This is a genomic window from Nakamurella sp. A5-74 (genome assembly GCF_040438885.1).
Lineage (GTDB): Bacteria > Actinomycetota > Actinomycetes > Mycobacteriales > Nakamurellaceae > Nakamurella.
Window position 1 is genome coordinate 4,355,943 of record NZ_CP159218.1, and the last position, 24,212, is coordinate 4,380,154.

Annotated in this window: 27 protein-coding genes; 18 read left to right on the forward strand and 9 right to left on the reverse strand. The window is 68.9% G+C overall.

Annotated features, from left to right (window positions below):
- The first annotated feature begins 442 nt into the window (after nt 1-442).
- The 3 genes from ABLG96_RS19980 to ABLG96_RS19990 all read left to right on the forward strand — a co-directional run bounded on the left by ABLG96_RS19980 (nt 443) and on the right by ABLG96_RS19990 (nt 3,032).
- Nucleotides 443-1,774, forward strand: coding sequence for an MATE family efflux transporter (locus tag ABLG96_RS19980; RefSeq protein WP_353649059.1), 1,332 nt, complete (start codon nt 443-445; stop codon nt 1,772-1,774).
- Between the two features lie 175 nt (nt 1,775-1,949).
- Nucleotides 1,950-2,459 (forward strand): adenine phosphoribosyltransferase, encoded by a 510-nt coding sequence (locus tag ABLG96_RS19985; protein WP_353651602.1) that lies wholly within the window; start codon nt 1,950-1,952, stop codon nt 2,457-2,459.
- Between the two features lie 147 nt (nt 2,460-2,606).
- Entirely contained in the window at nt 2,607-3,032 is a 426-nt protein-coding gene (locus ABLG96_RS19990; protein WP_353649060.1) for a pyridoxamine 5'-phosphate oxidase family protein, read from the forward strand.
- A 126-nt stretch (nt 3,033-3,158) separates the two neighbouring features.
- Here the strand turns inward: ABLG96_RS19990 and ABLG96_RS19995 are convergent, their stop codons facing one another.
- Together ABLG96_RS19995 and ABLG96_RS20000 are read right to left on the reverse strand one after the other, a co-directional pair.
- Nucleotides 3,159-3,566, reverse strand: a complete 408-nt coding sequence (locus ABLG96_RS19995; protein ID WP_353649061.1) for a PIN domain nuclease — start codon at nt 3,564-3,566, stop codon at nt 3,159-3,161.
- The gene (locus ABLG96_RS20000; protein ID WP_353649062.1) at nt 3,563-3,787 is read right to left on the reverse strand and encodes an antitoxin; all 225 of its coding nucleotides are present in this window, start codon (nt 3,785-3,787) and stop codon (nt 3,563-3,565) included. Before ABLG96_RS20000 ends, ABLG96_RS19995 begins: the two co-directional genes overlap by 4 nt.
- A gap of 127 nt (nt 3,788-3,914) precedes the next feature.
- On the opposite strand from ABLG96_RS20000, the gene ABLG96_RS20005 reads away from it, so the two are divergent.
- From ABLG96_RS20005 to ABLG96_RS20025, 5 genes are all read left to right on the forward strand, one after another.
- A complete protein-coding gene (locus tag ABLG96_RS20005) occupies nt 3,915-4,397 on the forward strand; it encodes a sigma-70 family RNA polymerase sigma factor (protein ID WP_353649063.1) in 483 nt (160 codons plus the stop codon).
- Nucleotides 4,394-5,278 (forward strand): hypothetical protein, encoded by an 885-nt coding sequence (locus tag ABLG96_RS20010; RefSeq protein WP_353649064.1) that lies wholly within the window; start codon nt 4,394-4,396, stop codon nt 5,276-5,278. Before ABLG96_RS20005 ends, ABLG96_RS20010 begins: the two co-directional genes overlap by 4 nt.
- A gap of 470 nt (nt 5,279-5,748) precedes the next feature.
- On the forward strand, nt 5,749-7,089 hold the full coding sequence (locus ABLG96_RS20015; RefSeq protein WP_353649065.1) for a DUF222 domain-containing protein: 1,341 nt from the start codon (nt 5,749-5,751) through the stop codon (nt 7,087-7,089).
- Between the two features lie 77 nt (nt 7,090-7,166).
- A complete protein-coding gene (locus ABLG96_RS20020) occupies nt 7,167-7,505 on the forward strand; it encodes a PadR family transcriptional regulator (RefSeq protein ID WP_353649066.1) in 339 nt (112 codons plus the stop codon).
- Nucleotides 7,502-8,512 carry a hypothetical protein gene (locus ABLG96_RS20025; RefSeq protein ID WP_353649067.1) on the forward strand — a complete coding sequence of 337 codons (1,011 nt, stop codon included), beginning with the start codon at nt 7,502-7,504 and terminating at the stop codon, nt 8,510-8,512. Before ABLG96_RS20020 ends, ABLG96_RS20025 begins: the two co-directional genes overlap by 4 nt.
- Nucleotides 8,513-8,530: 18 nt before the next feature.
- Here the strand turns inward: ABLG96_RS20025 and ABLG96_RS20030 are convergent, their stop codons facing one another.
- Entirely contained in the window at nt 8,531-9,283 is a 753-nt protein-coding gene (locus ABLG96_RS20030; RefSeq protein ID WP_353649068.1) for a hypothetical protein, read from the reverse strand.
- A complete protein-coding gene (locus ABLG96_RS20035; RefSeq protein WP_353649069.1) occupies nt 9,280-9,879 on the reverse strand; it encodes a sigma-70 family RNA polymerase sigma factor in 600 nt (199 codons plus the stop codon). The genes ABLG96_RS20030 and ABLG96_RS20035 overlap by 4 nt, the downstream gene beginning before the upstream one ends.
- 216 nt (nt 9,880-10,095) lie before the next feature.
- Here ABLG96_RS20035 and ABLG96_RS20040 point away from each other — a divergent pair, with 216 nt between their 5' ends.
- Nucleotides 10,096-11,259, forward strand: coding sequence for an anhydro-N-acetylmuramic acid kinase (locus ABLG96_RS20040; protein ID WP_353649070.1), 1,164 nt, complete (start codon nt 10,096-10,098; stop codon nt 11,257-11,259).
- A gap of 68 nt (nt 11,260-11,327) precedes the next feature.
- Here ABLG96_RS20040 and ligD read toward each other — a convergent pair whose 3' ends face one another.
- Nucleotides 11,328-13,460, reverse strand: coding sequence for a non-homologous end-joining DNA ligase (ligD, locus tag ABLG96_RS20045; RefSeq protein ID WP_353649071.1), 2,133 nt, complete (start codon nt 13,458-13,460; stop codon nt 11,328-11,330).
- Between the two features lie 110 nt (nt 13,461-13,570).
- Between ligD and ABLG96_RS20050 the strand changes: the two genes are divergently transcribed.
- Both ABLG96_RS20050 and ABLG96_RS20055 read left to right on the forward strand, forming a co-directional pair.
- Nucleotides 13,571-14,500 (forward strand): Ku protein, encoded by a 930-nt coding sequence (locus tag ABLG96_RS20050; protein WP_353649072.1) that lies wholly within the window; start codon nt 13,571-13,573, stop codon nt 14,498-14,500.
- A 128-nt stretch (nt 14,501-14,628) separates the two neighbouring features.
- Nucleotides 14,629-14,880 carry a DUF6458 family protein gene (locus ABLG96_RS20055; RefSeq protein ID WP_353649073.1) on the forward strand — a complete coding sequence of 84 codons (252 nt, stop codon included), beginning with the start codon at nt 14,629-14,631 and terminating at the stop codon, nt 14,878-14,880.
- A gap of 36 nt (nt 14,881-14,916) precedes the next feature.
- On the opposite strand, the gene ABLG96_RS20060 is transcribed toward ABLG96_RS20055, so the two are convergent.
- The gene (locus ABLG96_RS20060) at nt 14,917-15,549 is read right to left on the reverse strand and encodes a hypothetical protein (RefSeq protein ID WP_353649074.1); all 633 of its coding nucleotides are present in this window, start codon (nt 15,547-15,549) and stop codon (nt 14,917-14,919) included.
- A gap of 360 nt (nt 15,550-15,909) precedes the next feature.
- On the opposite strand from ABLG96_RS20060, the gene ABLG96_RS20065 reads away from it, so the two are divergent.
- Nucleotides 15,910-16,185, forward strand: coding sequence for a GlsB/YeaQ/YmgE family stress response membrane protein (locus ABLG96_RS20065; RefSeq protein ID WP_353649075.1), 276 nt, complete (start codon nt 15,910-15,912; stop codon nt 16,183-16,185).
- A gap of 12 nt (nt 16,186-16,197) precedes the next feature.
- On the opposite strand, the gene ABLG96_RS20070 is transcribed toward ABLG96_RS20065, so the two are convergent.
- Nucleotides 16,198-16,956, reverse strand: coding sequence for a TetR/AcrR family transcriptional regulator (locus ABLG96_RS20070; RefSeq protein WP_353649076.1), 759 nt, complete (start codon nt 16,954-16,956; stop codon nt 16,198-16,200).
- 73 nt (nt 16,957-17,029) lie between these two features.
- On the opposite strand from ABLG96_RS20070, the gene ABLG96_RS20075 reads away from it, so the two are divergent.
- Together ABLG96_RS20075 and ABLG96_RS20080 are read left to right on the forward strand one after the other, a co-directional pair.
- Complete coding sequence (locus ABLG96_RS20075) at nt 17,030-17,458, forward strand: nitroreductase family deazaflavin-dependent oxidoreductase (RefSeq protein ID WP_353649077.1); 429 nt, start codon at nt 17,030-17,032, stop codon at nt 17,456-17,458.
- Entirely contained in the window at nt 17,459-17,977 is a 519-nt protein-coding gene (locus ABLG96_RS20080) for an SRPBCC family protein (RefSeq protein ID WP_353649078.1), read from the forward strand.
- Nucleotides 17,978-17,992: 15 nt separating this feature from the next.
- Here ABLG96_RS20080 and ABLG96_RS20085 read toward each other — a convergent pair whose 3' ends face one another.
- Nucleotides 17,993-18,547 carry a CGNR zinc finger domain-containing protein gene (locus tag ABLG96_RS20085; RefSeq protein WP_353649079.1) on the reverse strand — a complete coding sequence of 185 codons (555 nt, stop codon included), beginning with the start codon at nt 18,545-18,547 and terminating at the stop codon, nt 17,993-17,995.
- 136 nt (nt 18,548-18,683) lie between these two features.
- Between ABLG96_RS20085 and ABLG96_RS20090 the strand changes: the two genes are divergently transcribed.
- On the forward strand, nt 18,684-19,700 hold the full coding sequence (locus ABLG96_RS20090; RefSeq protein WP_353649080.1) for an EamA family transporter: 1,017 nt from the start codon (nt 18,684-18,686) through the stop codon (nt 19,698-19,700).
- An 86-nt stretch (nt 19,701-19,786) separates the two neighbouring features.
- Complete coding sequence (locus ABLG96_RS20095; RefSeq protein WP_353649081.1) at nt 19,787-21,274, forward strand: long-chain fatty acid--CoA ligase; 1,488 nt, start codon at nt 19,787-19,789, stop codon at nt 21,272-21,274.
- A gap of 160 nt (nt 21,275-21,434) precedes the next feature.
- Here ABLG96_RS20095 and deoC read toward each other — a convergent pair whose 3' ends face one another.
- Nucleotides 21,435-22,172 (reverse strand): deoxyribose-phosphate aldolase, encoded by a 738-nt coding sequence (gene deoC / locus ABLG96_RS20100; RefSeq protein ID WP_353649082.1) that lies wholly within the window; start codon nt 22,170-22,172, stop codon nt 21,435-21,437.
- Between the two features lie 74 nt (nt 22,173-22,246).
- Here deoC and pdxY point away from each other — a divergent pair, with 74 nt between their 5' ends.
- On the forward strand, nt 22,247-23,149 hold the full coding sequence (gene pdxY / locus ABLG96_RS20105) for a pyridoxal kinase PdxY (RefSeq protein WP_353649083.1): 903 nt from the start codon (nt 22,247-22,249) through the stop codon (nt 23,147-23,149).
- 70 nt (nt 23,150-23,219) lie between these two features.
- Entirely contained in the window at nt 23,220-24,209 is a 990-nt protein-coding gene (locus ABLG96_RS20110; RefSeq protein WP_353649084.1) for a glycerophosphodiester phosphodiesterase family protein, read from the forward strand.
- The last annotated feature ends 3 nt before the right edge of the window (nt 24,210-24,212 follow it).

Below are 24,212 nucleotides of genomic sequence, written 5' to 3' on the forward strand. Positions count from 1 at the left end.
TGGGCGGCTGGGCTGGGCTGGGCTGGTCGAGGGGTCCAGCCCGGCCCCGCCGCGGGAGTTCTTGCTGGTGACAAGGCGCTCGCACGTGTTCTCGCTGGTGACAAGGGCAGTCGCTGGCGTCACGGACGTCCTTGAAGCCAGCGACTGCCCGCAACACCAGCGACAAGTTCAGGGAGCCGATGGTGGAGCGCACCCGTCGCCGGCCGGCCCTGACACGCCCGACGTCGTCGCCGCCGGCAAGGGTGATGCTGACGAAAAGAATGCCTGTGTCGCCGCTACAGACCTGCTGGTGCGGCCGATGACACAACCGGAACGCTCGTTGCAGCGGGTCGACTTCTGGCCGAGCCTCACGGTCCGCGGATCGACCTGTCCACCACCGCCCGGCTCGACCTGACCGGATTGCCGCCCGAGGTCGGATCTGCCCTCTGGAACGATCAGCAGTGTGTCTGCCGCCGAACCGAGCCTGAACCGTCAGATCGCCCGGCTTGCCCTCCCCGCCCTCGGCGCGCTGCTCGCGGAACCGGTCTTCCTGCTGGCCGACACCGCGATCGTCGGCCATCTCGGCATCGCTCCGCTCGCCGGGGTCGGCATCGGCTCGACCATCCTGCTGACCGTGGTCGGGCTGTCGGTGTTCCTGGCCTACGGGACCACTTCCCAGGTGTCGCGGCTGCTGGGGGCCGGCGATCTGCGCCGGGCGTTGTCCCTCGGGATGGACGGCATCCATCTGGCCATGGCCATCGGCATGACGATCGCGCTCGTCGGCATCCCGTCCGCGGGACCGCTGGTGCGCGCTTTCGGCTCGGAGCCGGGGGTCAGCCATCAGGGCACCGTCTACCTGTTGTGGTCGCTGGTCGGCCTGCCGGGGATGCTCGTCGTGCTGGCGACGACCGGCGTCCTGCGCGGTCTGCAGGACACCCGCACCCCGCTGTGGGTGGCGGCCGGCGGGGCGGCGCTGAACGTCGTTCTCAACCTGGTCTTCGTGCTGGGCCTGCACTGGGGGGTGGCGGGATCGGCGATCGGCACGTCGATCACCCAGACGGTGATGGCCGGGGTGCTGGTCGTCGTCGTTGCCCGTCACGCCCGGCTGCACGGCTCGTCGCTGCGACCAGACGTCCGCGGCATCAGGGGGGCCGGTGCGAGCGCCGTCCCGCTGCTGATCCGCACCGTTGCGTTGCGCATCGGCATCCTCGCGACCACCGCCGTCGCGGTCGGCCAAGGAGCGGCCGCGCTGGCCGGCCACCAGGTGGTCTCGACGATCTGGAACTTCCTGGCCCTCGGGCTGGACGCGCTCGCCATCGCCGCGCAGGCTCTCACCGGGCGAGCGCTGGGCGCCGGTGATGCCGCGGACGTGCGGGTGATCACCGACCGGATGGTCCGTTGGTCGCTGGTCGCCGGGGCGACGATCGGGGTGGCGATCCTGCTCGCCCACCCGTTCATCGGTGCGCTGTTCTCACCGGACCCGGAGGTGCGCCGGGCGGTGGCACTGGGGCTGATCGTGGTCGGCATCGCCCTGCCGGTGGCCGGGTACGTGTTCCTGCTCGACGGGGTGCTGATCGGTGCTGGCGACGGACGGTTTCTCGCCTGGAGCGGCCTGGTCGCGGTGGCCGGCTACCTGCCGTTCGCGTGGGCCGTGGGGCACTGGGCGCCGGACGGTCCCGTCGGTCTGCTGTGGCTGTGGATCGTCTACTGCGGGGTCTACCTGATGGCCAGGGCACTGGCGCAGGGGCTGCGATACCGCCGCGACGACTGGCTGGTGCTCGGTGGCTCACGCTGATCGCGCGAGCGCGCGAACCCAGCCGACGTTGATCGAGCGAGCGCGGCAACCCGGCCGACGCTGATCGAGCGAGCGCAGCGAGTCGAGATCCCGCACGTGCATCAGCCCGGCGAGCACCCGTCATAGTGGTCGGGTGACTTCCGAAGAGAGCCCAGCCGTCCGGGCCGCAGGCGCCGTGATCGATCGATTGACCCGTCTGCAGCAGGACTTCCCGGTTCCAGGGGTGCTCTTCCGCGACCTGACCCCGGTCTTCGCCGACGGGGTCGCGTTGGCCGAGCTCACTGCGGGGATGCTCGAGTTGGCCGGACCGGCCGACCTCTACGCCGGACTCGAGGCACGCGGGTTCGTCTTCGCCGCAGCAGCCGCTGCCACCACGGGTCGCGGCATGCTGGCTGTCCGAAAGGCCGGCAAGCTGCCGGGCGCGGTGATCGGCGAGGACTACGACCTGGAGTACGGAACGGCCCGCATCGAGACGCATCCCGACGACGTCCCCACCGGCGCGCGCATCGCCGTGCTCGACGACGTCCTGGCGACCGGCGGCACCGCGGCAGCCGCGATCAGGCTGCTCCGGCGCGCCGGCGCCGAGGTCACCTCGGTCACGGTGGCCATCGAACTCGACGCGCTCGGTGGCCGGGCAGCCCTGCGCGAGTACGGCATCCCGGTGCGGTCGCTGCGTCACTACTGACGCTTCGCTCGCCGTCACGATCTGAGGTAGCAGCGCTGCGGTCTCCGACATTCTCCCGATCCCGGCGGGTACCTCAGAACCGCAGAGTTGGTCCTGCCGAGCGCTGGTATCGCGTTCGGGGACGATTCGAGGAACGGACACCGCGCGATGAAAGACCTGGATCTCCTCCCCGAGGCCCGCCGACAGCACGTCGCGGCTCGCCTGCACAGCAACCTGATCGCCTGGTTCACCACGGTGCGGGACGACGGCCAGCCGACGACGATCCCGGTCTGGTTCCTGGCCCGCGAGGACGACGTGCTCATGTTCACCCGGCCCGGCACGCGAAAGCTGCGGAACCTGTCTCTGAACCCCCGGGCGGTGCTCGGCCTGGACGTCACCGACATCGGGCGGGACAACGTCCGGATCGAGGGAGTGGTGAACATCGCCCCGGACGAACTTCCTGCGGATCGCAATCCGGCCTACCTCGCCAAGTACACCGAACGGATCGGCGCGATGTTCGACGACGCGGCGGCGTTCTCCGCGGCCTTCTCGGTCCCACTGGTCCTGACCCCGTCGAGGGTGCGCACGGAATAGAGGGTGCGCACGGGACAGCCGGCCCGTTCGTGGCGGGTCGTGGCCTTCGGTTCACGTCGGCGGGATGCTCTCGGCCGGGCGCAGCGTGTTCGCTGCCCACCGGGCCCGCCGAACGCGGCGTCGGACTCAGCCGGTCAGACGTTCCACGGACTGCCCGGTGACCGCGGCGATGAGGTCGAAGTCCTTGTCCACATGCAGCACCGTGAGGTCGGTCAGCTCGGCAGTGGCCGCAACGATGAGATCAGGAATCGACGGAGCACGATGCTGACCTTGTTCAGCGAGCAACAACTGGATCTCGAGAGCGCGATCCTCGATGGCGGGCGTGAGGTACTCGACCGGCATCTGGGCCAGCGGAGGGTTCCGGAACGCCGCACGGGCGTCAGTCCCGGTCCTGGTCGAGAAGCCCACTTCGAGCCGGGTGACGGTGGTGATGTGCACGAGGCCGCGCTCGATGCGCGTTGCCCATTCGTCGACATCGGGGCTCGAGCCGACACGGACGAGCGCGGACTTGTCGATGAGCCAACTCGTCGTCACCGCCAGGCGCCGCCCATCATGTCGTCGTCGATCAGATCGCCGAACGACACGGCGAACATCCGCAGATCGTTGGCGGTGACGGTCGCCCCACCGGAGCCAGTGGCATCCAGCACAAGCTTCCGCCGCAGGTATTGGTTGCGAGACAAGCCCAGTCGGCCGGCGTGCGCGTCGATGGCGGCCAGCACGTCGTCCGGGACGCCGCGGATTAGAACATCGCGCATCGCTCACCCACCTCGATTTGATATCACAGGGTAGCACCGACCCTCCGTTCGTGGATCCCGCACCGCCGGTTCACGTCGGCGGCACGTCGCGCGACCTCCTGAAGTGGACCACCCCGACACTGCGTTGGTGAGCACCGCGTCACCGCACCCCGACCGCGAACAGTTGTTCGCTGCCCACCGCCTGGAGCTGGTACGACTGGCGGTGATGTGGCTCGGCGACGTCGAGAGCGCAGAAGACACCGTGCAGGACGTGTTCGCCGCACTCGAGCCGCAGCGGATCACCGGCGATCCGCTCGCCTACCTCCGGGTTGCCGTCGTCAACCGTGCACGGTCGCAGGTCCGACGGCGGATCGTCGCCCGCCGCTGGTTGGAGAGACAGAGTCCCGCGCCGCTCGCCGCCCAATCCCCGCCCACGGTGACCGACGGCGACGTCGTCGCCGCCATCCGCAGCCTCCCGGACCGGCAGCGCGACGTGGTGATCCTGCGGTACTTCCTCGACTGGTCGGTCGAACGGACCGCCGAGGTGCTCGGCATCCGGGCCGACGCCGTCCGCTCGTCCGCCTACAAGGCCCTGCGCACCCTGCGCACTCGGATCGGAGATACCCGATGACCCACGACGAACTCCTGAACGATCTCGCGAGCACCGAGGACCGGGTCCGGGCGGCCCTGGCCGCCGAGGCACGGTCGGTGGACGCTGCCGATCTTCGGGACCGAACGGTGCCGTCGCAGACACCTCGGCATTCTCGGCGGACGATGCTGGTGGCCGCCGCCTCTGTCGTGCTGGTGCTCGGGGGTGCGGTGACCGTCCTGTCCCTGAACGGTCACGGCGGCTCCGGGCTCTCCGACCCGGGAGGTTCGGCGGCGCCCCTGAGCCCGACGTCCTCCACCTCGCCCTCAGTGGTGACGGTGGCCGGGTTGCCGATCAGTGCAGCCAGCTGCGCCTACGGCGACTTCAAGAGCTACGCCGACGAAGCCGTCCAGCGCGGAAATGCGCTGGTGACCGGAACGCTGCGACCGACCGGGACGACGTCCACCGACGAAGACGGGGACCTCGGGTGGCAGTCCTCGCAGGTCGAGATCACAATCGACTCCGTGCTGGCGGGACGGGTGAACAAGACGACGATGACCGGATGGGTGGCGAGCGGTGTCGTCTTCCTCAATCCGCCGCCGGCTCCGTCCTCGGGGGCCGAGAGCGTCCCACCCGACTCCGGGCCCGCAGTGCCGGCTTTGGGCTGGGAAGGAAGCCAGGGCTGGGCCACCGATGGTGCGTTCCTCGGCATGATCTACCAGGACAGAGGCGACCGGATCATCGTCAACCCGATCCCGCTGATCGGCGATCGCGTCGTGGTGGGTCTGGGCTGCTGGGGCGGCGCGGGTCTGCCTGCAACCCACGAGCGGGTCGAGCTGGTGCTGTCGGCAATCCCGCCCGTCACCATCTCGGCACCGGTGGATCTGGTGAAGGTGCAGGACATCCGCGACTCGCTCCGCTGACCAGGCCGGGGCGGAGCGATGGCTGCCATGGCGAGCGACGGAGCACAGGGATTCGCAACCCCATCACGCCGGCGGGAGCCGAGTCCTGCGCCGCCGGGTGGTCTGCCGGGTCCGTCGGGATCGAGCGAGCGCAGCGAGTCGCCATCCCATCACCACAGCGATCGAGCCCAGGAGCAACGACGGAGACGGGATCCCGTTGGCGCACCGCGGATCTCGGCTCCTGCATCGTTCGACAACCCTTGTTGCGATGACCGACCGAGTCGATCATTCGTGTTCCGGAAGTCCACGGTGATCGAGCGAGGGAAGAACGACCGAGTCGAGATCCGGCCAGGCCAGGACCGGGTATGCATCACGACCTCAGCAAGCACTGCCAGGTCCGCGGAGATCGTGACCGGATCGTGACCGGACCTGATGCCCTACAGGCACTTCAGGGATCTTGACTGTCGGACCTGCTGAGTAGCGTCGTACCCATGAACAGCACGAGTGGAGCGAGCGTCGCGGACATCCGCGAACACGCCGCTGCGCTGAGTGCCGGGCTGAAAACACTGCACACCAACATCTTCCGATGCCCCACCGGCGAATTGGGTGAGTTCCTCAGCGAGCTCGCGGAACTGCGAGCTCTGGCCGGCGCTGCTAGCGTGATCGTCACCGCGGACGCCGAGACCCGCGGTGTGGTGGAAGCGTCCCAGTCGGCGTCGACCCGCGGCTGGATCGCCGAACACGGCTGGCACTCCCGCCGCGAAGCAACCACCATCGCGAAAGCCGCGCACATCCTGAGACGCCCCGAGCTCGCAGAGATCGCCGACTCCATCCGCACCGCCGACCTCGACCTGCCCACCGCCGTCGTCGTGCAGGGCGAGTACGACAAACTGGCGCCGGAGCTGCTGCCAGGTGCGCACCCGATCGTGCTGAAGCAACTGGTGAATCATGGCGCCGAACACGGACCCCGCGGCGTTCGGGAATTGCGCCAGTGGATCATCGCGCACCACAGCAAGCCCGACGAGTTCGCTGACTTCCAGGACCGCTGCCGCCGCCACATCTCACTCTCATCGCCCACCGAAACGTCCACCGGGCTGCACGAATACCGACTCGTCGTCGACAACGAAGGCCTCAGCATCCTCGAAGCAGCCATCCAAACCCTCGCAGCACCCCGACCCGATGCAGAGACGAAGGAACGGGACAACCGGCCCGCCGATCGGCGCCGCGGTGAGGCGCTGATCGAAGCTTTGCGCCGCTCCGTCCTCGCCCAGGGACAGGGCGTCACGGCAGCACCGACTGCAACCCTCAACGTCACCATGAACCTGGATGATCTGCAGCAGCGCACCGGAGCCGGGACCTGCACCGGGACGATCGCCGACGGCACGCTGCTCGCACCCGACACCGTCCGCAAACTCGCCTGCGACGCCACGATCATCCCTCTCGTCCTCGGCGCCGACGGCGCCGTCCTGGACTGCGGCAAAGAGCAGCGCTTGTTCACCCTGGCCCAGAAACGGGTGCTGTGGGCCCGTGATCGGCACTGCACATTCCCCGGCTGCGACATCCCCGCACAGTGGTGCGACGCCCACCACCTCGTGCACTGGGTCGACGGCGGCCCCACCGACCTCGACAATGCAGCCCTGCTCTGCCCGGCCCACCACACGATCGTCCACCGCGACGAGCTGAGCGGCGAAGGCACTGCAGGACAAGTCATCTGGGACCGACGACCCGGCTCCTACCGACCGACACGACGCCCCGATCCGCCCTGCGAATCCGCCGCGTCCGAATTCCGACCACCGGCCCCACGATCCGTGCCCACGCCGCTACGAACCTGACCCTGTCCGCCACCCAGAACACGTGGGCTTCGAAGGGTCAGGCGGCGGGATACTCCGTTGAACGATATATTCAGCGCATGGCACCCAGCAGCATGACGGACCAGACGTTCCTCGTGCTCAGCGCTCTCGCCGGCGGCCCCGCCCACGGCTACGCGTTGATCAGCGAGGTCAGCTCACTCTCGGGGGGACAGACGACCATGCGCGTCGGCACGCTCTACGGCATTCTCGATCGACTCAGCGCACAGCAGCTCATCGAGGTCGATCGTGAGGAAGTGGTCGACTCGCGAATGCGTCGCTACTACCGACTCGCCGCGAGCGGGGTCGAGGTACTCCACACGGAAGCAACCAAGCGACATGAGCAAGCCGGCGCCGCCCTGACCAGGGTCCGCCGCATCCAGCCAGGACTGTCCTCGTGAGCGCCCCCGAAATCCCGTGGTCGATCCGAGCGGGACTGCGGCTGCTTCCCCGGTCGTACCGCGAGCACCGTGCCGCCGAGATCCGCGCCACGCTGGCCGACGCCGGGGATGCCGGTCGGATTTCGGTGAGCGCAGAGACGATCGCGCTGTTCGCGTTGTCGATCCGGGTGCGCGGGCGATCGCTCCTGGCCCCGCCATCGCGAGCGCGGGCTCGGGCAGCCGCCATTGCTGCGGTGGTGCTGCCGGTGCTGCTGCTCGTCCCCGCCGCACGCGCCATCGACTTGGGCCTTCCTGTCTTCGAGGGACCGTCGGGGTTGTTCTGGAGATTGAGCGCACTGGTGCCCGCGTGGATCGTCGCGGCACTCGCCGGGCTTCTCACGCTGCTCGGCGCGGGCCGGTGGGCGCACCGATCGTCGATCGCCGCGAACGTGCTCTTCATCGGCGGACTACTCGTCCTGGTGACCACGACGGACCTCGACGCAGCGGTCCGAGAGTTCGGCTGGTTGCCGTTGCTCGGGACCAGCGCCGCGCTCAACCGGGATCCGCGGCGGGTTCGCGACGGCCGCCGCCTGCTGGGCTCCCCCGGTCTCGCCATCGTTGCCGTGGTCACAGCCGGCGCTGCGGTGGCCTATGTGGCGACCGGCCCGCTGCGGCCGTTCTCGCTCTCGGCCTCGATGCCCGGGCCGCTGGGCTTCCTTTTCCACAACAGCCGACTTCTCCTCGGCGGACTCCTGCTGCTGATCTGCCTGGTGAGCCTGGCATCCCGAACCGCGCGCGCCGCCGTTCCCGTCGTCGCTGCCCTCGGCATGGTCTACGTCGGGGCCGCGCTGGAAGCCAACCTGTGGCCGAACTCTGATCTGCGATACACCCTGATCGACCTCCCCGTCGGACACCTTCTCCTGCAGTTGGTGGCGGCCCCGATGCTGGTGTTCGCCGCCGCGCGCGCCATGACCGCACTGGTCGATCGCGCGGCTGGTCCGACCGACACGGTTCCGCTCACCGGGTGAGCCCGGCGATGCCCAGGATCACCGCCGGGAGGGAGTCGTCGTCTCGCAGGTCAGCGGGGATTCCGTCGCCCAGCCTTCCGGTCCGTTGGGGACGCTGCGGATGGACGGTGTCCGCCACACCGTCGCCGGTCGGCGGGCTCCGGCGGTGTGCGACGCTCCGGTGACCGAGCCCTCGGAGCCCGCCGGCTCGAGGATCACTCCGTCGACCTCCGGAACCGCCCACAACTGACCGTCCTCGTCGCACATCGTCACGAATCCCCCGAGCACCGCCGCACAGGGATCGGCCTTCTCCCAGTCCGGCGTCGAGGACACCGATCCGGACTCGGGGACGTCTGCACCACTGCTCACCGGAGCCGGTATCGGCGCGGTCACCCACGTCGAGGCTGCGGTACCCGAGGGGCCGGTCGCCGGCGTGGCCTCAGACGTGCTCGGGGGCGGCGGCAGCGGGCTGTACGACACCACGGAACTGCCCGAGAGGACAGCCACCGACCGGGGCGGCAGGGTGTCCATCGGCTCCGGGGTCGCGAACATGAACGGCTCCGCCGTCGGGCACGCATGCGTTGCCGGCGCACCCGGGCCGACCTCGGCGCCCGGCGGCACCAGCGTCGAGGTGGCAACCGCTGCGGCTGCCACCGCCGCCGCGACACCGAGCGGGACCACCACCCGAACCCACCCACGCCGCCCCGGCACCCACGGTCGGTCCGGCACCACGATCGCGTCGGCGCGTGCCCGGAGCATCTCCCGAAGACGCCGCTCGATGTCGTCGGTCATCGCTGATCCCTTCCATCACGAGGTGTGGTTGCGTCGCGCGAGTCGCCCATGACGCCGCGCAGGACGACCAGCGCCCGCGAGACATGGGTGCGGACGGTGTTGGCCCGGCAGCCGATGGCCGCCGCGATCTGGTCGTCGCTCTGATCGAGGTAGAACCGCAGGACGACCGCAGACCGCTGCTGTGGCGGAAGTGCCTGCACCGCAGCCCATACCGCCGGATCCGGGCCGTCGTCGAAGTCGCCGCCGACAGCGGCGTCGGGCATCGACTGGCTCATGGGGATCTGCCGGCGCGCCGGCGCCCGTCGCCACGACAGGAACTCCCGGGTGACGGCTGCCCGCGCATAGGCCTGCGGGTTGCCCTCGATGGCGTTCCACTTCCGGTGGATGCGGACCAGCACTTCCTGGACGAGATCGTCCGCCAGCCCTGAGCTGCCGCACAGCAGCGCTGCGTAGCGCACCAAACCGGGACGGGCGGCCCGGACGAACTCGGAAAAACGCACCGCCACGAGGTCGGCCTCGGCAGCGCCCGCGGCGCCGTCACCGGCGTTCACGCGCTCCCCGACCGCGACCCGGCTCTGCTCCCGCCGTCTCGGCACCTGCTCTCGCGCCCAGCTCGCTTCTGCCGTCCCCACGTGCTGCCCCCGATCAGTCTTCCGCGTTGCCGCCTCATCGACGTCTACACGTCTGTCGACCTCCGCGGCGCCTAGTCGAGGACGAGTTCGAGAAAGAATCCCTGGCCACCAGGGCGGCCCCGGCTCCCTGGGGACCTCGCCGGTCGCGCCGATCATCGCGTCCTGTGCCACGGTGGACCGATGCGCGTACTGGGCATGATCTCCGGGACCTCCCACGACGGGGTCGACGTCGCCGTCGTCGAGTTCACCGCCGAGGGCGACGTTCTGCACGGAACGCTCGTCACCAGCGGTACGACGGCCTACCCGGCTGCGCTCCGCGCACGGTTGGTCGCAGCCCTCCCGCCGTCGGCACTGCCGATGGCCGAGGTGTGCGCTCTGGACACCGAGCTCGGCCAGTTCTTCGCGTCTTGTGCGGCGGCCACCATCGCCGACTGCGGCGAGGTCGATCTGGTCTGCACCCACGGCCAGACGGTCTTCCACTGGATCGAGGAGGGCCGCGCGCGCGGCACCCTGCAGCTCGGGCAGCCTGCCTTCCTGACCGAGGCCACCGGAGCGAGCGTCGTCTCCGATGTCCGCAGCCGGGACATCGCCGCCGGCGGACAGGGTGCGCCGCTGGTCCCGGTCCTGGATCTGCTGCTGCTCGGTCAGGTCGGGAAGCGTTGCAGCGCACTGAATCTCGGCGGGATTGCAAACGTCACGGTCGTCCCCGGTCCGTCCGACGATTTCCTCCCCTACGCCTACGACCTGGGCCCGGCCAACGCTCTCATCGATGCTGCCGCCCTGCAGCTCACCGGCCGATACTTCGACGCCGACGGCGCACTCGGAGCGGCAGGCACGCCCGATGAGGATCTGCTCCGGTGGCTGCTCGCCGAGCCGTACTACGCCCTGCCGGCCCCGAAATCGACCGGCAAGGAGCTCTTCCACGCCGGCTACCTGGCCGAGATCACACGTCAGTTCCCCCACCTCCGGGGCGCGGACCTGGTTGCGACCCTGACTGCCCTCACTGCGGAAGTCGTTGCTGCGGAGGCGATCCGGATCGGTCTGGAGTTGTTGGTGGTGTCCGGCGGCGGCGTGCGCAACCCGACGCTGATGACGATGATCCGGAACCGGCTGCCGGGCGTCGAGATCACCACCAGCGATACCTTCGGCGCACCGTCGGACACCAAGGAGGCCATCGCGTTCGCACTGATCGGCTACCTGACCGCGCACGGACTCCCGGGAAACGTCCCGTCCTGCACCGGGGCCGCCGGTCCACGGGTGCTCGGCAGTATCACGCCGGCCGGCAGCGGTTGGGCGATGCAACAGGCACCGATGCCGACAGCCTTGGTACTGCACACAGCCTGATCGATCACCCGACGGGATCTCGACTCCTCCGTCGCCCGATCAGCGAGCGTGCTGGATCACCGCCATGGTCAGCTCTCCCGGCGCACGTCGGCCGGGTCCTTGTCGGGGCGTACCCCGCGCCAGGTCGGCGCCCGCAGGCGGCCGTCCGGGGTCCACTCGAGAAATGCCACCTCGCCCACCAGCTCCGGGCGCACCCACACCGCGTCCTTGACGTCCTCCCGCGGGACCTCCGCGGCCGGCCGGTCGACGGGGTCTCCCAACTGCTTCTCGAGCGCAGCGAGCGCTGCGTCGGTGAAGCCCGTTCCCACCCGGCCGCAGTACACCAGGGCGCCGTCGTCGTCCGGAACCGCCATCAGCAGCGACCCGATACCACCGGTACGTCGGCCACCTCCGCGGCGCCAACCGATCACCACGATCTCCTGCGCGCGTTGGTGTTTGATCTTCACCCAGTCCGCACTCCTGGTCCCCTGGCGGTAGAGCGAATCACCTCGCTTGGCGATCACACCCTCCCAACCCTGCTCCCCGGTGAACCGCAGCGCCGCCTCGATGGGCCCGTCGATCCGGCCGGGGACCTCGACGTGTTCGCCGGCGAGCCCGAGCACATCCAGTACCCGACGCCGATCGTCATGGGCCTTGCCCTGCAACGAGACCCCGTCGACCTCGAGCACGTCGAAGGCGAAATAGCGCACCGGCACCGAGCGGATCAGCCTCGGGGTCGGGGAGTTCACGTTCATCCGTTGCTGCAACCTCGGGAAGCTCGTCCGCCCGTCGCCGTCGAGGGTGACGATCTCGCCGTCCACCACCACCCGGTGGCCGTCAACGAGCTCGATCAGTTCGACGAGCTCCGGATAGCCGCCGGTCAGATCCCGCCCCGAACGTCCGATCAATCGCAACGAGCCGCGCCCCTCGACCGTGGCGTCGACCTCGGCGATCGCCCGGATCCCGTCCCATTTCCCTTCGTACCGCCACTGTTCACCCGTCACGCTGCCGGCCGTACCGGCAACTGCCGCCATCGGCAGCACCTGCGCGGCCCCGGCCACCCGTGCGACCTCCGATCGGGCAGACCTCTCCCGGGGCTGCGCGAGGTCACGTCGGACGACCCTCCCGCGCGGCCCCTCGTTCGGGTCCGCCCAGCGGTGGCTGCCGTACTTCACCACCTTGTCCTCACCGCCGGTCGCTCCGCGGGACTGCATGGCTGCCACGGCATACGCTGCCGCGGCCACCCGGGCATCGCTCTGCCGATCCTCGGTGCGGCCCGGATCGGCCGACAGGCTGGTGGACTCATCTGTGCGCTGCGGTCCGTCGGGCGCCGCGAAGAACTCACCCCACGGATCGTCGCCGCCCCGGACGCGCTCGAGGACCTCATCCAGATCGAGCTGGCGGAGTGCCGGGTCCGCGATCTCCTCCCATGTTCGGGGTGCGGCCACCGTCGGCGCTTCCCGACCTCGCAACGAATACGGCGCGATCGTCGTCTTGGCAGCGCTGTTCTGCGACCAGTCGAGGAATATCTTGCTGTCCCGCAACGACTTCGCCATCCTGGACGTGACCGTGCCCGGTCGCTGGGCCTGCAGCGCCTCGGCGACGGCCTTGGCCACCGCCGACACCTCGTCCGACGTCCGCCGGCCGTCGAGGGGGACGTACAGGTGGATACCCTTGGACCCGCTCGTCACCGGGACGGCATCAGAGCCCGCTTGCTGCAGGACTTCCCGGAGCAACAGCGCCACCTCGGCGCACGCCGGTAGGCCGATCCCGGGGCCCGGATCCAGGTCGAACACCATCCGGTCCGGACGGTCCGGTAGGTGGTCGTGGAACCGCCACTGCGGCACGTGCAGTTCCAGCGCCGCCATCTGCGCCATCCAGGTGAGCACGGCCGGCGAGTCGACCAGGGGGTAGGTCACCGGGCCGTCGGTGTGCGGAAGAGTCTCCCGCGCGATCCAGGACGGCGCTCCCGGCTCCAGGTTCTTGACGAAGAAGGGGTCGCTCGCCACCCCGTGCGGCCATCGCTTGCGGGTCACCGGGCGACCCTCGAGCACCGGGAGCAGCACCGGCGCCACGATGGCGTAGTACCGGAGCACCTCGGCCTTGGTGGTCCCGGTCTCCGGGTACAGCACCTTGTCCAGGTTGGTCACGGCCAGCTGTCGACCGTCGACCCGGACGGTCGTCTGCTCGTCGGAGCCGGTGGCGCGAGACCTCGGCGGCATCGACGACACCTCCGTCCTTCAGCCCGTGCGGAACGTGCGGACCTGCCGGTCGACAAGTTCGTCGCCCGATTCTCCTCGCTACTGTCGGTGGGACAGGTCATCATGGTTCCATGCGATCCATCTGGAAAGGCTCCGTTGCGTTCGGGCTGGTCAACGTGCCCGTGCGGCTGTACAGCGCGACCGAGGACAGGGACGTCAAGTTCTCCCAGGTCCACGGCAAGGACGGCGGGAAGATCCGCTACCAACGCATCTGCGAACTCGACGGCGAGGTGGTCCCGTTCGCCGAGATCGAGAAGGCGTACAACAGCGAGGACGGGCAGACCATCGTCCTGTCGGCGGAGGATTTCAAGAGCCTGCCCTCGGAGGAGGACCGGGAGATCGCGGTCCAGAGCTTCGTCCCGACCGAGCAGGTGGACGCGCTGATGTACGACAAGGCCTACTACCTGGAGCCGGCCGGCAAGTCCGCCAAGCCCTACCAGCTGCTGCTGGAGACGCTGGAGAAGACCGATCGGCTGGCCATCGTCAGTTTCGCCCTGCGCCAGAAGACGCGGCTCGCCGCACTACGGGTGCGGGACGGCATCCTGGTGCTGCAGACCCTGCTCTGGCCGGACGAGGTCCGCGAGGCGGAGTTCCCGGCGCTCGAAGACCCGGTGAAGCTCTCCCCGGCCGAGAAGAAGATGGCCACCATGCTCGTCGATTCGTTCGCCGACGACTTCCACCCGGAGAATTTCACCGACAGCTACCGCGCCGAACTGCAGCAGCTGATCGACGCGAAGCTGGAAGGCGGCGAGGCGTTCCCGACGAAGACCGCCGACGACGACGGTGAGGACGCAGAGGTGGTCGACCTGTTGGCCGCCCTCGAACGCAGCGTCGCCAAGCGGAAGGAAGCGGGCAGCGGACCGAGCGCCAAGAAGACGACCCCCGCCAAGAAGGCGACCGGCGCCAAGACCACGGCCGCCCGCGCGAAGGCCGCGGACAAGGACGACGACGAGGACGAGGACGAGAAGCCGGCTCGTCGACGGTCGTCGAAGGCCGGCTGACCCGATCGGGCACGGCCAATCACCCATCCGGGACGATTGGTCACCGAAGCGGACGGGTAGCAGACCGAAGGCCGTCGCATTTGCGCAGCCGTTGTGCCGCTGAGGGCGGCCGAGAGATGGAGATCGACATGGGTATCGGCATCGGCATTGTGCTGTTGGTGATCGGCGCGATCCTCGCCTTCGCGGTCAACTTCGACATCAGTGGAATCGACGTCCACATCATCGGCTACATCGTGATGGCCGGCGGTCTGATCGCTCTGCTGTTCGGTCTGGCGGTCCAGCTGCCGCGCACCCGGCGCAATCGCTCGACCGCGATCACCACTGATCAGGCCGGGCGCCAGTACGTCACCGAGCGTGACGATCGGATCGACGGCATCTGAGGGCACGACGCCCCGCATCGCTGCGATCGGCAGACCTCAGCGCGGCTGGACCGCGCGCAGGTGACGCCGCGGTCCGGTGGAGCCACCCGTCGACCCGGCACCGTTGAGCGTGGCCACCGCAGCCGGCTCCTCGTTCTCGCTCCACACCTCTGCGACGGCCAGGTAACTCGTGGACGACCAGCGACCCCCGACGTACTCGCACTTGGGGGCGCCTTCGACCGACGCGCCGTCGATGGAGAGTTCGCCCAGCTCGCAGGGTAGGTAGACGTTCGAGAGCGCCAGCGACGTGTCCCCGAGCGGGAACGACGGATCCGCGAACTGACGACGGTCCTTGACGCCGCCGATCCGGAGTCGGACCCCGCCACCGCTGGCGCGCAGACCGGAGAACAGGTCGGAGGAGATCTCCACCCGGTCGTCCAGGTGGGTGATGTCGTCCGTCGGACCCAGGCCGCTGAATTCAGGGAAGTGCCGGGTGAAGCGCTCCAACAGGATCCGCGCGAGATGCTCGTCGGTGCCGATCGTTCGCCACCCGCTGCGGTCGGCCACGATCATCGCCGTCCCGACGCCCCACACCGACCAGTCGACGGTCCACAGGCTTGCAGCAGCGACCACGCCGGCGTCGTCGAACAACTGCAGTCCGGGATTGGCCCCGACCAGTACGACACTCATGGCCTCTCCTCGAGATCAGCGGCACACGCCGTCGACGGCGGCCGGCACGGCTCGTTCGGTCACGGGACACTGCCTGGTCGGGATCGGTGGCGCAGCTCGTTGCCGATGTGCGGGCGCACCACCGCTCCCGATCTTGCCGGACGCCGATCCCGGCCACGCCCGGCATAGCTGCACTGCGCCTGCTCCGGTGACCGCACCCCGACAGTCGATCACCTGGTCCGCTCCTGACGCGTCCAGACTGCTCCGAACTGCTGTCGGCCGCCACCCGGAAACCAGCGCCGTGACCGTTTCGTGAAGGAGGAGGGGGGGTACCACCTGGACGGCGCGACCAAAGTCGCACGTCAACAGGAGGAGTAGTCAATGATCGGCTTCATCATCATGCTCATCGTCATCGGCCTGATCGCCGGCGCGATCGGCCGTCTCGTGGTCAAGGGCACCGGTGGCATGTCCATCCCCTTGACCATCCTGCTCGGGATCATCGGAAGCTTCGTCGGTGGTTTCCTCGGCCGCCTGTTCTTCGGGGCGGATTCCAAGGACGGCTGGTTCCAGGCCTCCGGCATCATCGGTTCCATCATCGGTGCGATCATCGTCGTCTTCCTCTTCGTCCGGTTCTCCGGCAAGAAGTCGATCAGCTGATCTGCAGCCACCTCAGCGCAGTCCGATCCGGTCGGCCAGGTTCGCCCAGCACCACAGGGCGAACCGGTCGGCCGGATCGAACGTGTTCGCCAACTGGCCGAAGAGCTCCGAGCTGACCACGCCGAGCAGGTACGTCCAGCACTCGGCGGCCCGCACCACGACGATCGGCGGCACCTCCGCCGTGCGGCCCAGGCCGTCCAGCACCTGAGCCGCCTGCATCACCAGTACCGGGTCGAGTTCGGTGTCTCCGACCTCCAGCCGGCCGGCACCCCACGCCGCCACCACTACGTCGAACACCAGCAGGATCACCCGCGTTGCCGGCTCGATGGTGGTCTGCGGCGCCTGGTACCCGGGCACCGGGGAGCCGTAGATCAGGGCCCACTCCTGCGGATGGCCCTTTGCCCACACGCGCACCGCCCCGCAGATGTCGATGAATCTCTGTCGCAAGGACGCATCCGGCTGATCCCCAGCTGACGCCACCGCGTCGCCGAGATTTCCGTACGACTGCACGATCAGCGCGGTCAGAAGGTCGTCCCGGCTCGGGAAGTAGCGGTAGATCGCGGAGGACACCATCCCCAGATCACGCGAGATCGCGCGCAGCGACAGCCCGTCCGCTCCGTGCTCCACCAGATGACGACGAGCCAACACCAGGATCTCCGCCGTGAGCGACTCGCGAGCGATCGCCCGCGCTGTCGGCTTCTTGGACCCGGTCCCACTCGATCCGCTGCCGCTCGATCCGGTCCCGCTCGATCCAGGCTGCTCGGTGGACATGGCAGCAGACTATCGAAAAGAGAGCGATGATCTCGCACGGACGCGACCGGCGCGAAGGGCGCACAATGGGGACATGACCGCTCCCGCGAATGCCACTCCCTGGGTCCAGCAGCAGCTCGAGAAGATCGACGCGGCCGGTGGCGACACCTCCGTCGTCGACGTGATGGGCCTACCGATCGTCGTGGTGACGATGACCGGCGCCAAGAGCAGCCAGCCACGTCGAGTCCCGTTGATGCGCGTCGAACACGACGGCAACTACGCGGCCGTCGGCAGCAAGGGCGGCGACGCCAAGGACCCGGTCTGGGTGAACAACATCAAGGCCGACCCGCACGTCACCGTGTTGGACGGTACCCAGTCGCACACCTTGCGGTCACGTGAGATCACCGGCGACGAGCGGGCGCAGTGGTGGGATCGCTGTGTCGCCGCCTACCCGCCGTACGCCGAGTACCAGACGAAGACCGACCGCCTGATCCCCGTCTTCCTTCTCGAACCGACCAGCTGAGTGGGCGCTCCGGGGCGCGCTGACCGAACCGTCACGGTCCAGCGCGCGATCGACGCCACCCCGAACACGATCTTCGAGGTGCTCGCCGATCCGTCCCGGCACAGCGACCTCGACGGCTCCGGAACTCTGCGGGGGGAGGCGCGCGGGCCTGTTCGGCTCTCCGCCGGCGCGAAGTTCTCGATGGCGATGCAGCAGGGCAGGGCGAACTACCGCTCGCTCAACCGGGTCATCGAGTTCGACGAAGGCCGGGCGCTGGCCTGGGAGACCGTCGGGGAGTATCGCGGCCGGCGGTTCGTCGGCGGACACCGCTGGCGCTTCCAACTGATCCCGCAGGAGTCGGCCCCCGGCCAGGACAGCACCTCGACCCTGGTCCTGCACAGCTACGACTGGGGCGCAGCGCTGGCCGCGCCGGTGATCCGCGCGCTGGGGTATCCGCGCCGCGCCGTCGGCTCGATGGAGCGGACCCTGCAGCGGCTGGCCGACACGATCAGCTCTGAGAACGATCGCTCCGGCAGCTGAGTCCCACCAGGGCGATCAGTCCGCGGCTCGTTGCCGGGCACGGTAGGCAGCGACGTTCTCCCGATTACCGCAGGTGGTGTCGCAGAACCGCTTGGAACGGTTCTTCGACAGATCGACCAGTACGTCGTCGCACCCGTCGGCCTCGCACACCCGGAGCCGGTTGATGCCGTCGGCCCGGATCACGTCGATCGCCGCCACCGCGAATTCAACGCCTACTCGCACAGCGAACGGCTGGTCCGCCCTGGTCGCATGGACGTGCCAGCCCAGGTCACTGTGGTTCACCAGCTGCGGCAGCGCCTGACCTTCCTGCAACAGCAGGTTCACCTCGTCGACCAGCGCCTCGGTGTCCAGCTGCCAGGCCCGCCGCAGACGGCTCCGCATCGCGCGCACTTCCTGCAGTTCTGCCTCGGTGCCGAGCAGGGCGCCGGTGTACTGCCAGGAGCGGAAGTAGCGGAACAGGTCGTCCCGGGACAGCATTCGCTCCGGCTCCCCGCTCGCGTCGCTCGGCGCGGTGTTCACCAGAGCGGCGGCACACTGCAGCATCAGGTCGGTGTCATGGGTGAACAGCATGTTGACTCCTGACGTTTCCGCTCGCTAGAGTGCTCATGTCACGAGCATAAGCTTTTTCAGTCATGACAGGATTGTCTGCCGCCATCCGGCCGGCGTCCCGATCATCCCGCATCCACCCCTGCATCCGAGGTCCGCCATGACCGCCAGCACTGCCGCCGCTCCCACCACGACCCGGACCCGCTCGATGCCACTGACCGGTGTGATCGCCGGACTGATCGCGTCCGCCACCTTCGGCAGCTCCGGCATCGCGGCTCGTCCGCTGCTGGACGCAGGGTGGACGCCCGACGCGATCGTGTTGCTGCGCATCGGGATCCCGGCGATCCTGCTGCTCCCGGTCAGCGGATGGATGATGCGCGGTCGCTGGCCGATCCTGCGCGAACGGGCAGGCATCGTTGCGCTCTTCGGAGTCTTCGGTATCGCCGCCGCCCAGGTCTGCTACTTCAATGCCGTCCAGTACCTGTCGATCGGCGTCGCCCTGCTCATGGAGTACTCGGGCATCCTGCTGGTCGTCGCCTGGCAATGGTTGCGGACCCGTCTGCGGCCCGCCAACGCCACGCTCGTCGGCGCTGCGATCGCAGTGGTCGGCCTGACGCTGATCCTCGACGTCTTCGGCGCGGCCAGCGTCTCGGTGCCCGGCATCCTGTGGGGTCTGGGCGCCGCGGTCGGGCTCGCCGTCTACTTCGTCCTCGGCGCCCGCACCGAGGACGGGCTCCCGTCGCTGGTGGTCGTCAGCGCGGGCATGGTGGTGGGGGTGCTCGTGCTGCTCGCCGTCGCCGCCGTCGGGCTGCTGCCGATCCACTTCGGGTCCAGCACCGTCACCCTGGTCGGCGTGCAGCTGAGCTGGATCGTGCCGGTCCTCTACCTGTCCCTCGTGACGTCCCTGCTCGCCTACCAGGTCGGCATCGCCGCAGCCAAGATCCTCGGCTCGACGATGGCCTCGTTCTTCGGCCTCACCGAGGTGCTGTTCGCCGTCCTGATCGCCTGGTTGTTGTTGGGGGAGAAGCCTTCCGCGCTACAACTGTTCGGCGGCGTCCTGGTCCTGGGCGGGGTGGTGCTGGTCCGGGTCGGCGAGTACGGCAGCACGTCACGAACTCTCGGCGACGGCGATCCGGCGAGCGGCCCGACGATCATCGAGGCCACCCCCGCCGGCTGAACCGCGGCGGCATCGTGGATCCACCGAGCTGCCGCCGGCGTACCAGGCATGATGGGGTCACCATCAGGTCAGCCCGAAGGAGTGCCATGACCAACCTCGCCCGGAACCTCGTCGACACCGCCGATCTCCACCCGGACAAGCCCGCGTTGATCCTCGACGACGTCCACCTCGACTACCGCACGGTCGAGGAGGCAACCCGCCGGATGGCCGGATGGTTGCGCGCGCAGGGCATCGAAGCCGGTGACCGGGTGGCCCTGATGCTGCCCAACATCCCAGCATTTCCGGTCATCTACTTCGGCGCGCTGCGACTGGGCGCAGTCGTCGTGCCGATGAATCCACTGTTCAAGTCGCGCGAGGTCGAGTACTACCTCAGCGACTCCGGTGCCAAGATCATCTTCGCGATGCCCGGCGAGGCTGCTGCCGGCGCAGCGGCAGCGGGTGCCCGGTTCGTCGGCATCGAAGGGGCCGATGCCGTGGCGCTGGGCGGGATCATCGGCGAGGCCACGCCGGTCGACGACGTCGTCGATCGCGCGGACGGCGACACCGCCGTCATCCTCTACACCTCCGGCACCACCGGCCGACCCAAGGGCGCCGAGCTGACCCACCACAACCTGCGCAGCAATGCGGGCACCACCCTCGAGACGTTGATGCCGATGGGTCCCGGCGACGTGGTGATGGGCTGCCTGCCGCTGTTCCACGTCTTCGGCATGACCTGCGGCCTGAACACCGCGTTCTCCGCCGGTGCGGCACTGACCCTGATCCCGCGGTTCGACCCGGTCAAGGCCCTGGACGTCATCCCCCGCGACAAGGTGACCATCTTCCAGGGCGTGCCGACGATGTACGGCGCGTTGCTCGGTCAGGCGGCCGGCCGCGAGAAGGACCTGGAGACGCTGCGGACCTGTGCCTCCGGCGGCGCATCCCTGCCGGTTGAGCTGCTGCGGAAGTTCGAGAGCACCTTCGGCGCCGCCATCCTCGAGGGTTACGGTCTGTCGGAGACCTCGCCGGTGGCCTCGTTCAACCATCCGGACGCCGAACGCAAGCCCGGATCGATCGGCTTCCCGATCCGCGGGGTCGAGATGGCGGTCGTCGACGACCAGGGCACCGAAGTCGCGAACGGCGAGGTCGGTGAGATCGTCATCCGCGGCGAGAACATCATGAAGGGCTACTGGAACAAGCCGGACGCCACCGCTGACGCGATCCGCGACGGCTGGTTCCACTCCGGCGACCTCGCCAAGCGCGACGAGGACGGCTACTACTACATCGTCGATCGCATCAAGGACCTGATCATCCGCGGCGGGCTCAACATCTACCCGCGGGAGGTCGAGGAGGTGCTCTACGAGCACCCGTCGATCGTCGAGGCGGCGGTGATCGGCGTGCCGCACGAGGATCTCGGCGAGGAAGTCGCTGCGTACATCGTGGTGAAGCCCGGCGAGACCGTCGATCCTGCAGAGGTGTCGCAGTTCGTCCAGGACCGGTTGGCGGCCTACAAGTATCCGCGGCACGTGAACGTCATCGAGGCTCTGCCGAAGACAGCCACCGGCAAGATCCTCAAGCGGGAGATCCGCCAGGCGTGATGCGCACCGGGAGTCTCGAACGCAACGGGGATCTCGACCTTCGGTGATCGAGCGAGGGACGAGCGAGACGAGATCCCCTGGGGCGCAACCGGTCTCGAGACCTTCGTCGCTCGACCGTCGTCATCTTCCGACCGTCGTCATCTCCCTACCGTCGTTCAGCTCAGTAGCTGTACAACGACCCACGGGCGCGCGCCGATCCGCCGACGATCGACACGCTCGACGAGGTGCCGATCAGGTCGGCGCCGGCGATCAACAGCGCGCGCACCTGTTCGATGGTCTTGATCCCGCCGGCGGCCTTCACGCCCACCGACGGGGGCACGGAGCGCCGCAGGAAGCTGATCGTCGCCGGGTCGGCGATACCGACCGCGCCCCGGGAGGCGTTCTTCACGAAGGCGACGCCGGCATCCACCGCTGCGGCCACCACCTTGTCGCGCTGGGTTGCGGTGAGGAGCGGCAACTCGAGCATCACCTTCACGCCCACCGGGGAGGCTGCCTGCACCAGCGCGCTGAGGTCGGCGACGAACCGATCCACCCGGTGGCTCAGCAGGAGGGCGATGTTGACGGTCGCGTCGAGCTCGTCGACGCCGGCGTCGACCAGAGCCTTCGTCTCGGCCACCCGGCCGGCCGTCGTCATCATGCCGTAGGGGAAATCGATGATCGAGCTGACCCGGACGCTGCTGCCGGCCAGCTCCTGGCGCGCGGCCGCCACCCAGGTCGGTGGCACGACAGCGGCGTCGAAGCCGAACTCGAGGCACTCCTGGGCGTGCGTGCGTACCTCTGCCTCGGTGATCGCCTGACCGATCAGCGTGTGCTGCAACCGCCCGGCCAGCTGTGCGGCAGGGATCGTTGCCGCAGGGTGCACTTCGATCGTGGCTGATCCATCGGCGCCGGGCGGCATGGATCCAGGATGTCATGCCCCGCGCGTGACCGCCGCGCACGGTCGCGGCCGAGCCCGAGTCGTACGCTCTCCCGATGCGCATCCTGTCCATCCAGTCCTCGGTGGCCTACGGCCACGTCGGCAACAGCGCCGCCACCTTTCCGTTGCAGCGGCTCGGGCACGACGTCTGGCCGGTCAACACGGTCCACTTCTCCAACCACACGGGCTACGGCCGGTGGCGCGGGCCGATCCTGGACCCGGCCGACGTCCGGGAGGTGATCGCCGGCATCGACGACCGCGGTGTGCTGGGGACCGTCGATGCGGTCCTGACCGGCTACCAGGGAAGCCCCGGGGTCGCCGAGGTCGTGCTCGACACGGTCGCGCAGGTGCGGGCACTGAACCCGGCGGCGAGCTACTGCTGCGACCCGGTGCTGGGCGACGTCGGGCGAGGGTTCTTCGTGTTGCCGGGCATCCCGGCGATGATGCGCGACCAGGTCGTGCCGACCGCGAACATCATCACCCCCAACATCTTCGAGCTGGCCTTCCTGGCCGGTGACGGAGCCGTCCCGCCCGAGGGACGCCAGCCGGAGCTGGCCGGCTTCGCCGACGTCTCCTCGCTGGACGACGTGTTGGCCGCGGTCGAGAAGGTGCGAGCCACCGGTCCTGGCACCGTGCTGGTGACCTCGGTCGAGTCGGCCAACGCGGCGGGCGTGGGGGACGACGAGATCGGCATGCTCGCGGTCGACGACTCGGGAGCTCACCTGGTGCGAACCCCGCGCCTTCCGCTGTCGCTCAACGGGCTCGGCGACATGACGGCAGCCTTGTTCCTGGCGCACCTGCCGGACGGCATCGAGGGAGCACTGGGGCGGGTCGCCTCCTCCGTCTTCGCCGTCATGACGGCCACTGCAGCGGCCGGGTCGCGGGAGATCCGGCTGATCGACGCCCAGGAGCAGATCGCTCATCCCGCCGGCGAGTTCGTCGTCGAGAAGATCGCCTGAGGGTCGTCGACCGGGATCTCGTCACGCTCGTACCTCGCTGCTCGATCACGGGGTGCGGCAGAGTGGAGCGATGGGCTCACCGTTGATCCGTCCGCTGCTCCTGCGCTGCGCTGTCGGTGCGCTCGCGTTGACCGGGTGCAGTACGGCCGGTCCGCCGGCCGGCCCCGGCAGCGCGTCGAGCACCACCAGCACCGCAGCCGACCTGGGCACGGTCCGCACGATCGACCTCCAGGCCCACCGCGGTGGCGCGGGAGAACGCAGCGAGAACACCCTGCCCGCGTTCCAGCATGCGATGGAGCTCGGCGTCACGACGCTCGAGCTCGACACGCACATCACGAAGGACCGGATCGTCGTCATCAACCATGACAACGACGTGAACGACGAGATCTGCCAGGACACGGCACCGGCGACCACCGGAGATCCCGAGTACCCCTATGCCGGCAAGCTGATCAAGAATCTGACCCTCGCCCAGCTCTCCACGCTCGACTGCGGGACGACGAAGAACCCGACGTTCCCGTCCCAGCAGCCCACCGCCGGCGCTCGGATCGTTGCGCTGTCAGCGCTGTTCGATCTGACGAAGTCGTTGGGAGACAGCACGATCCGCTTCAACATCGAGATCAAGATCGACACCGACAAGCTCGATGAGTCCGTCCCCCGGCAGGAGTTCGCCCAGCTGCTGCAGGAGCAGATCACGAAGGCCGGAATGACGAAGAGGGTGACGATCCAGAGCTTCGACTGGCCCTCGCTGCAGGTGATGCACGGCATCGATCCGTCGCTCCCGCTGGTCGCCCTGTCCAGCGGGATCGGCGCGGGACTGGTCGCTGCGGCAACCAGGATCGACGGTCTCACGGCCGTCTCCCCCAAGCTCGGCGACCTGACACCGGAGATCGTCAGCGAGGCGCACGCCGCGGAGCTGAAGGTGATCCCGTGGACGGTCGACTCCGAGGCCGACATGACCAGCATGCTGGCGCTGGGGGTTGACGGCGTCATCACCAACTACCCGTCGATCCTGCGCGACCTGCTGCAGCGCAACGGCTTCCCAGTTCCCCCACCCACCTGACCG

Excerpts from the sequence above, each read along its gene's own strand:
- ABLG96_RS20015 (WP_353649065.1), top strand. The coding sequence starts at position 5,749 with ATGAACAGCACGAGTGGAGCGAGCGTCGCGGACATCCGCGAACACGCC.
- deoC (WP_353649082.1), bottom strand. The coding sequence starts at position 22,172 with ATGCCGCCCGGCGCCGATGGATCAGCCACGATCGAAGTGCACCCTGCG.
- ABLG96_RS20060 (WP_353649074.1), bottom strand. The coding sequence starts at position 15,549 with ATGAGTGTCGTACTGGTCGGGGCCAATCCCGGACTGCAGTTGTTCGAC.
- ABLG96_RS20085 (WP_353649079.1), bottom strand. The coding sequence starts at position 18,547 with ATGCTGTTCACCCATGACACCGACCTGATGCTGCAGTGTGCCGCCGCT.
- ABLG96_RS20055 (WP_353649073.1), top strand. The coding sequence starts at position 14,629 with ATGGGTATCGGCATCGGCATTGTGCTGTTGGTGATCGGCGCGATCCTC.
- ABLG96_RS19990 (WP_353649060.1), top strand. The coding sequence starts at position 2,607 with ATGAAAGACCTGGATCTCCTCCCCGAGGCCCGCCGACAGCACGTCGCG.
- ABLG96_RS20030 (WP_353649068.1), bottom strand. The coding sequence starts at position 9,283 with ATGACCGACGACATCGAGCGGCGTCTTCGGGAGATGCTCCGGGCACGC.
- pdxY (WP_353649083.1), top strand. The coding sequence starts at position 22,247 with ATGCGCATCCTGTCCATCCAGTCCTCGGTGGCCTACGGCCACGTCGGC.
- ABLG96_RS20090 (WP_353649080.1), top strand. The coding sequence starts at position 18,684 with ATGACCGCCAGCACTGCCGCCGCTCCCACCACGACCCGGACCCGCTCG.
- ABLG96_RS20075 (WP_353649077.1), top strand. The coding sequence starts at position 17,030 with ATGACCGCTCCCGCGAATGCCACTCCCTGGGTCCAGCAGCAGCTCGAG.
- ABLG96_RS20000 (WP_353649062.1), bottom strand. The coding sequence starts at position 3,787 with ATGCGCGATGTTCTAATCCGCGGCGTCCCGGACGACGTGCTGGCCGCC.
- ABLG96_RS20095 (WP_353649081.1), top strand. The coding sequence starts at position 19,787 with ATGACCAACCTCGCCCGGAACCTCGTCGACACCGCCGATCTCCACCCG.
- ABLG96_RS20050 (WP_353649072.1), top strand. The coding sequence starts at position 13,571 with ATGCGATCCATCTGGAAAGGCTCCGTTGCGTTCGGGCTGGTCAACGTG.
- ABLG96_RS20020 (WP_353649066.1), top strand. The coding sequence starts at position 7,167 with ATGGCACCCAGCAGCATGACGGACCAGACGTTCCTCGTGCTCAGCGCT.
- ligD (WP_353649071.1), bottom strand. The coding sequence starts at position 13,460 with ATGCCGCCGAGGTCTCGCGCCACCGGCTCCGACGAGCAGACGACCGTC.
- ABLG96_RS20065 (WP_353649075.1), top strand. The coding sequence starts at position 15,910 with ATGATCGGCTTCATCATCATGCTCATCGTCATCGGCCTGATCGCCGGC.
- ABLG96_RS20010 (WP_353649064.1), top strand. The coding sequence starts at position 4,394 with ATGACCCACGACGAACTCCTGAACGATCTCGCGAGCACCGAGGACCGG.
- ABLG96_RS20070 (WP_353649076.1), bottom strand. The coding sequence starts at position 16,956 with ATGTCCACCGAGCAGCCTGGATCGAGCGGGACCGGATCGAGCGGCAGC.
- ABLG96_RS20110 (WP_353649084.1), top strand. The coding sequence starts at position 23,220 with ATGGGCTCACCGTTGATCCGTCCGCTGCTCCTGCGCTGCGCTGTCGGT.
- ABLG96_RS20040 (WP_353649070.1), top strand. The coding sequence starts at position 10,096 with ATGCGCGTACTGGGCATGATCTCCGGGACCTCCCACGACGGGGTCGAC.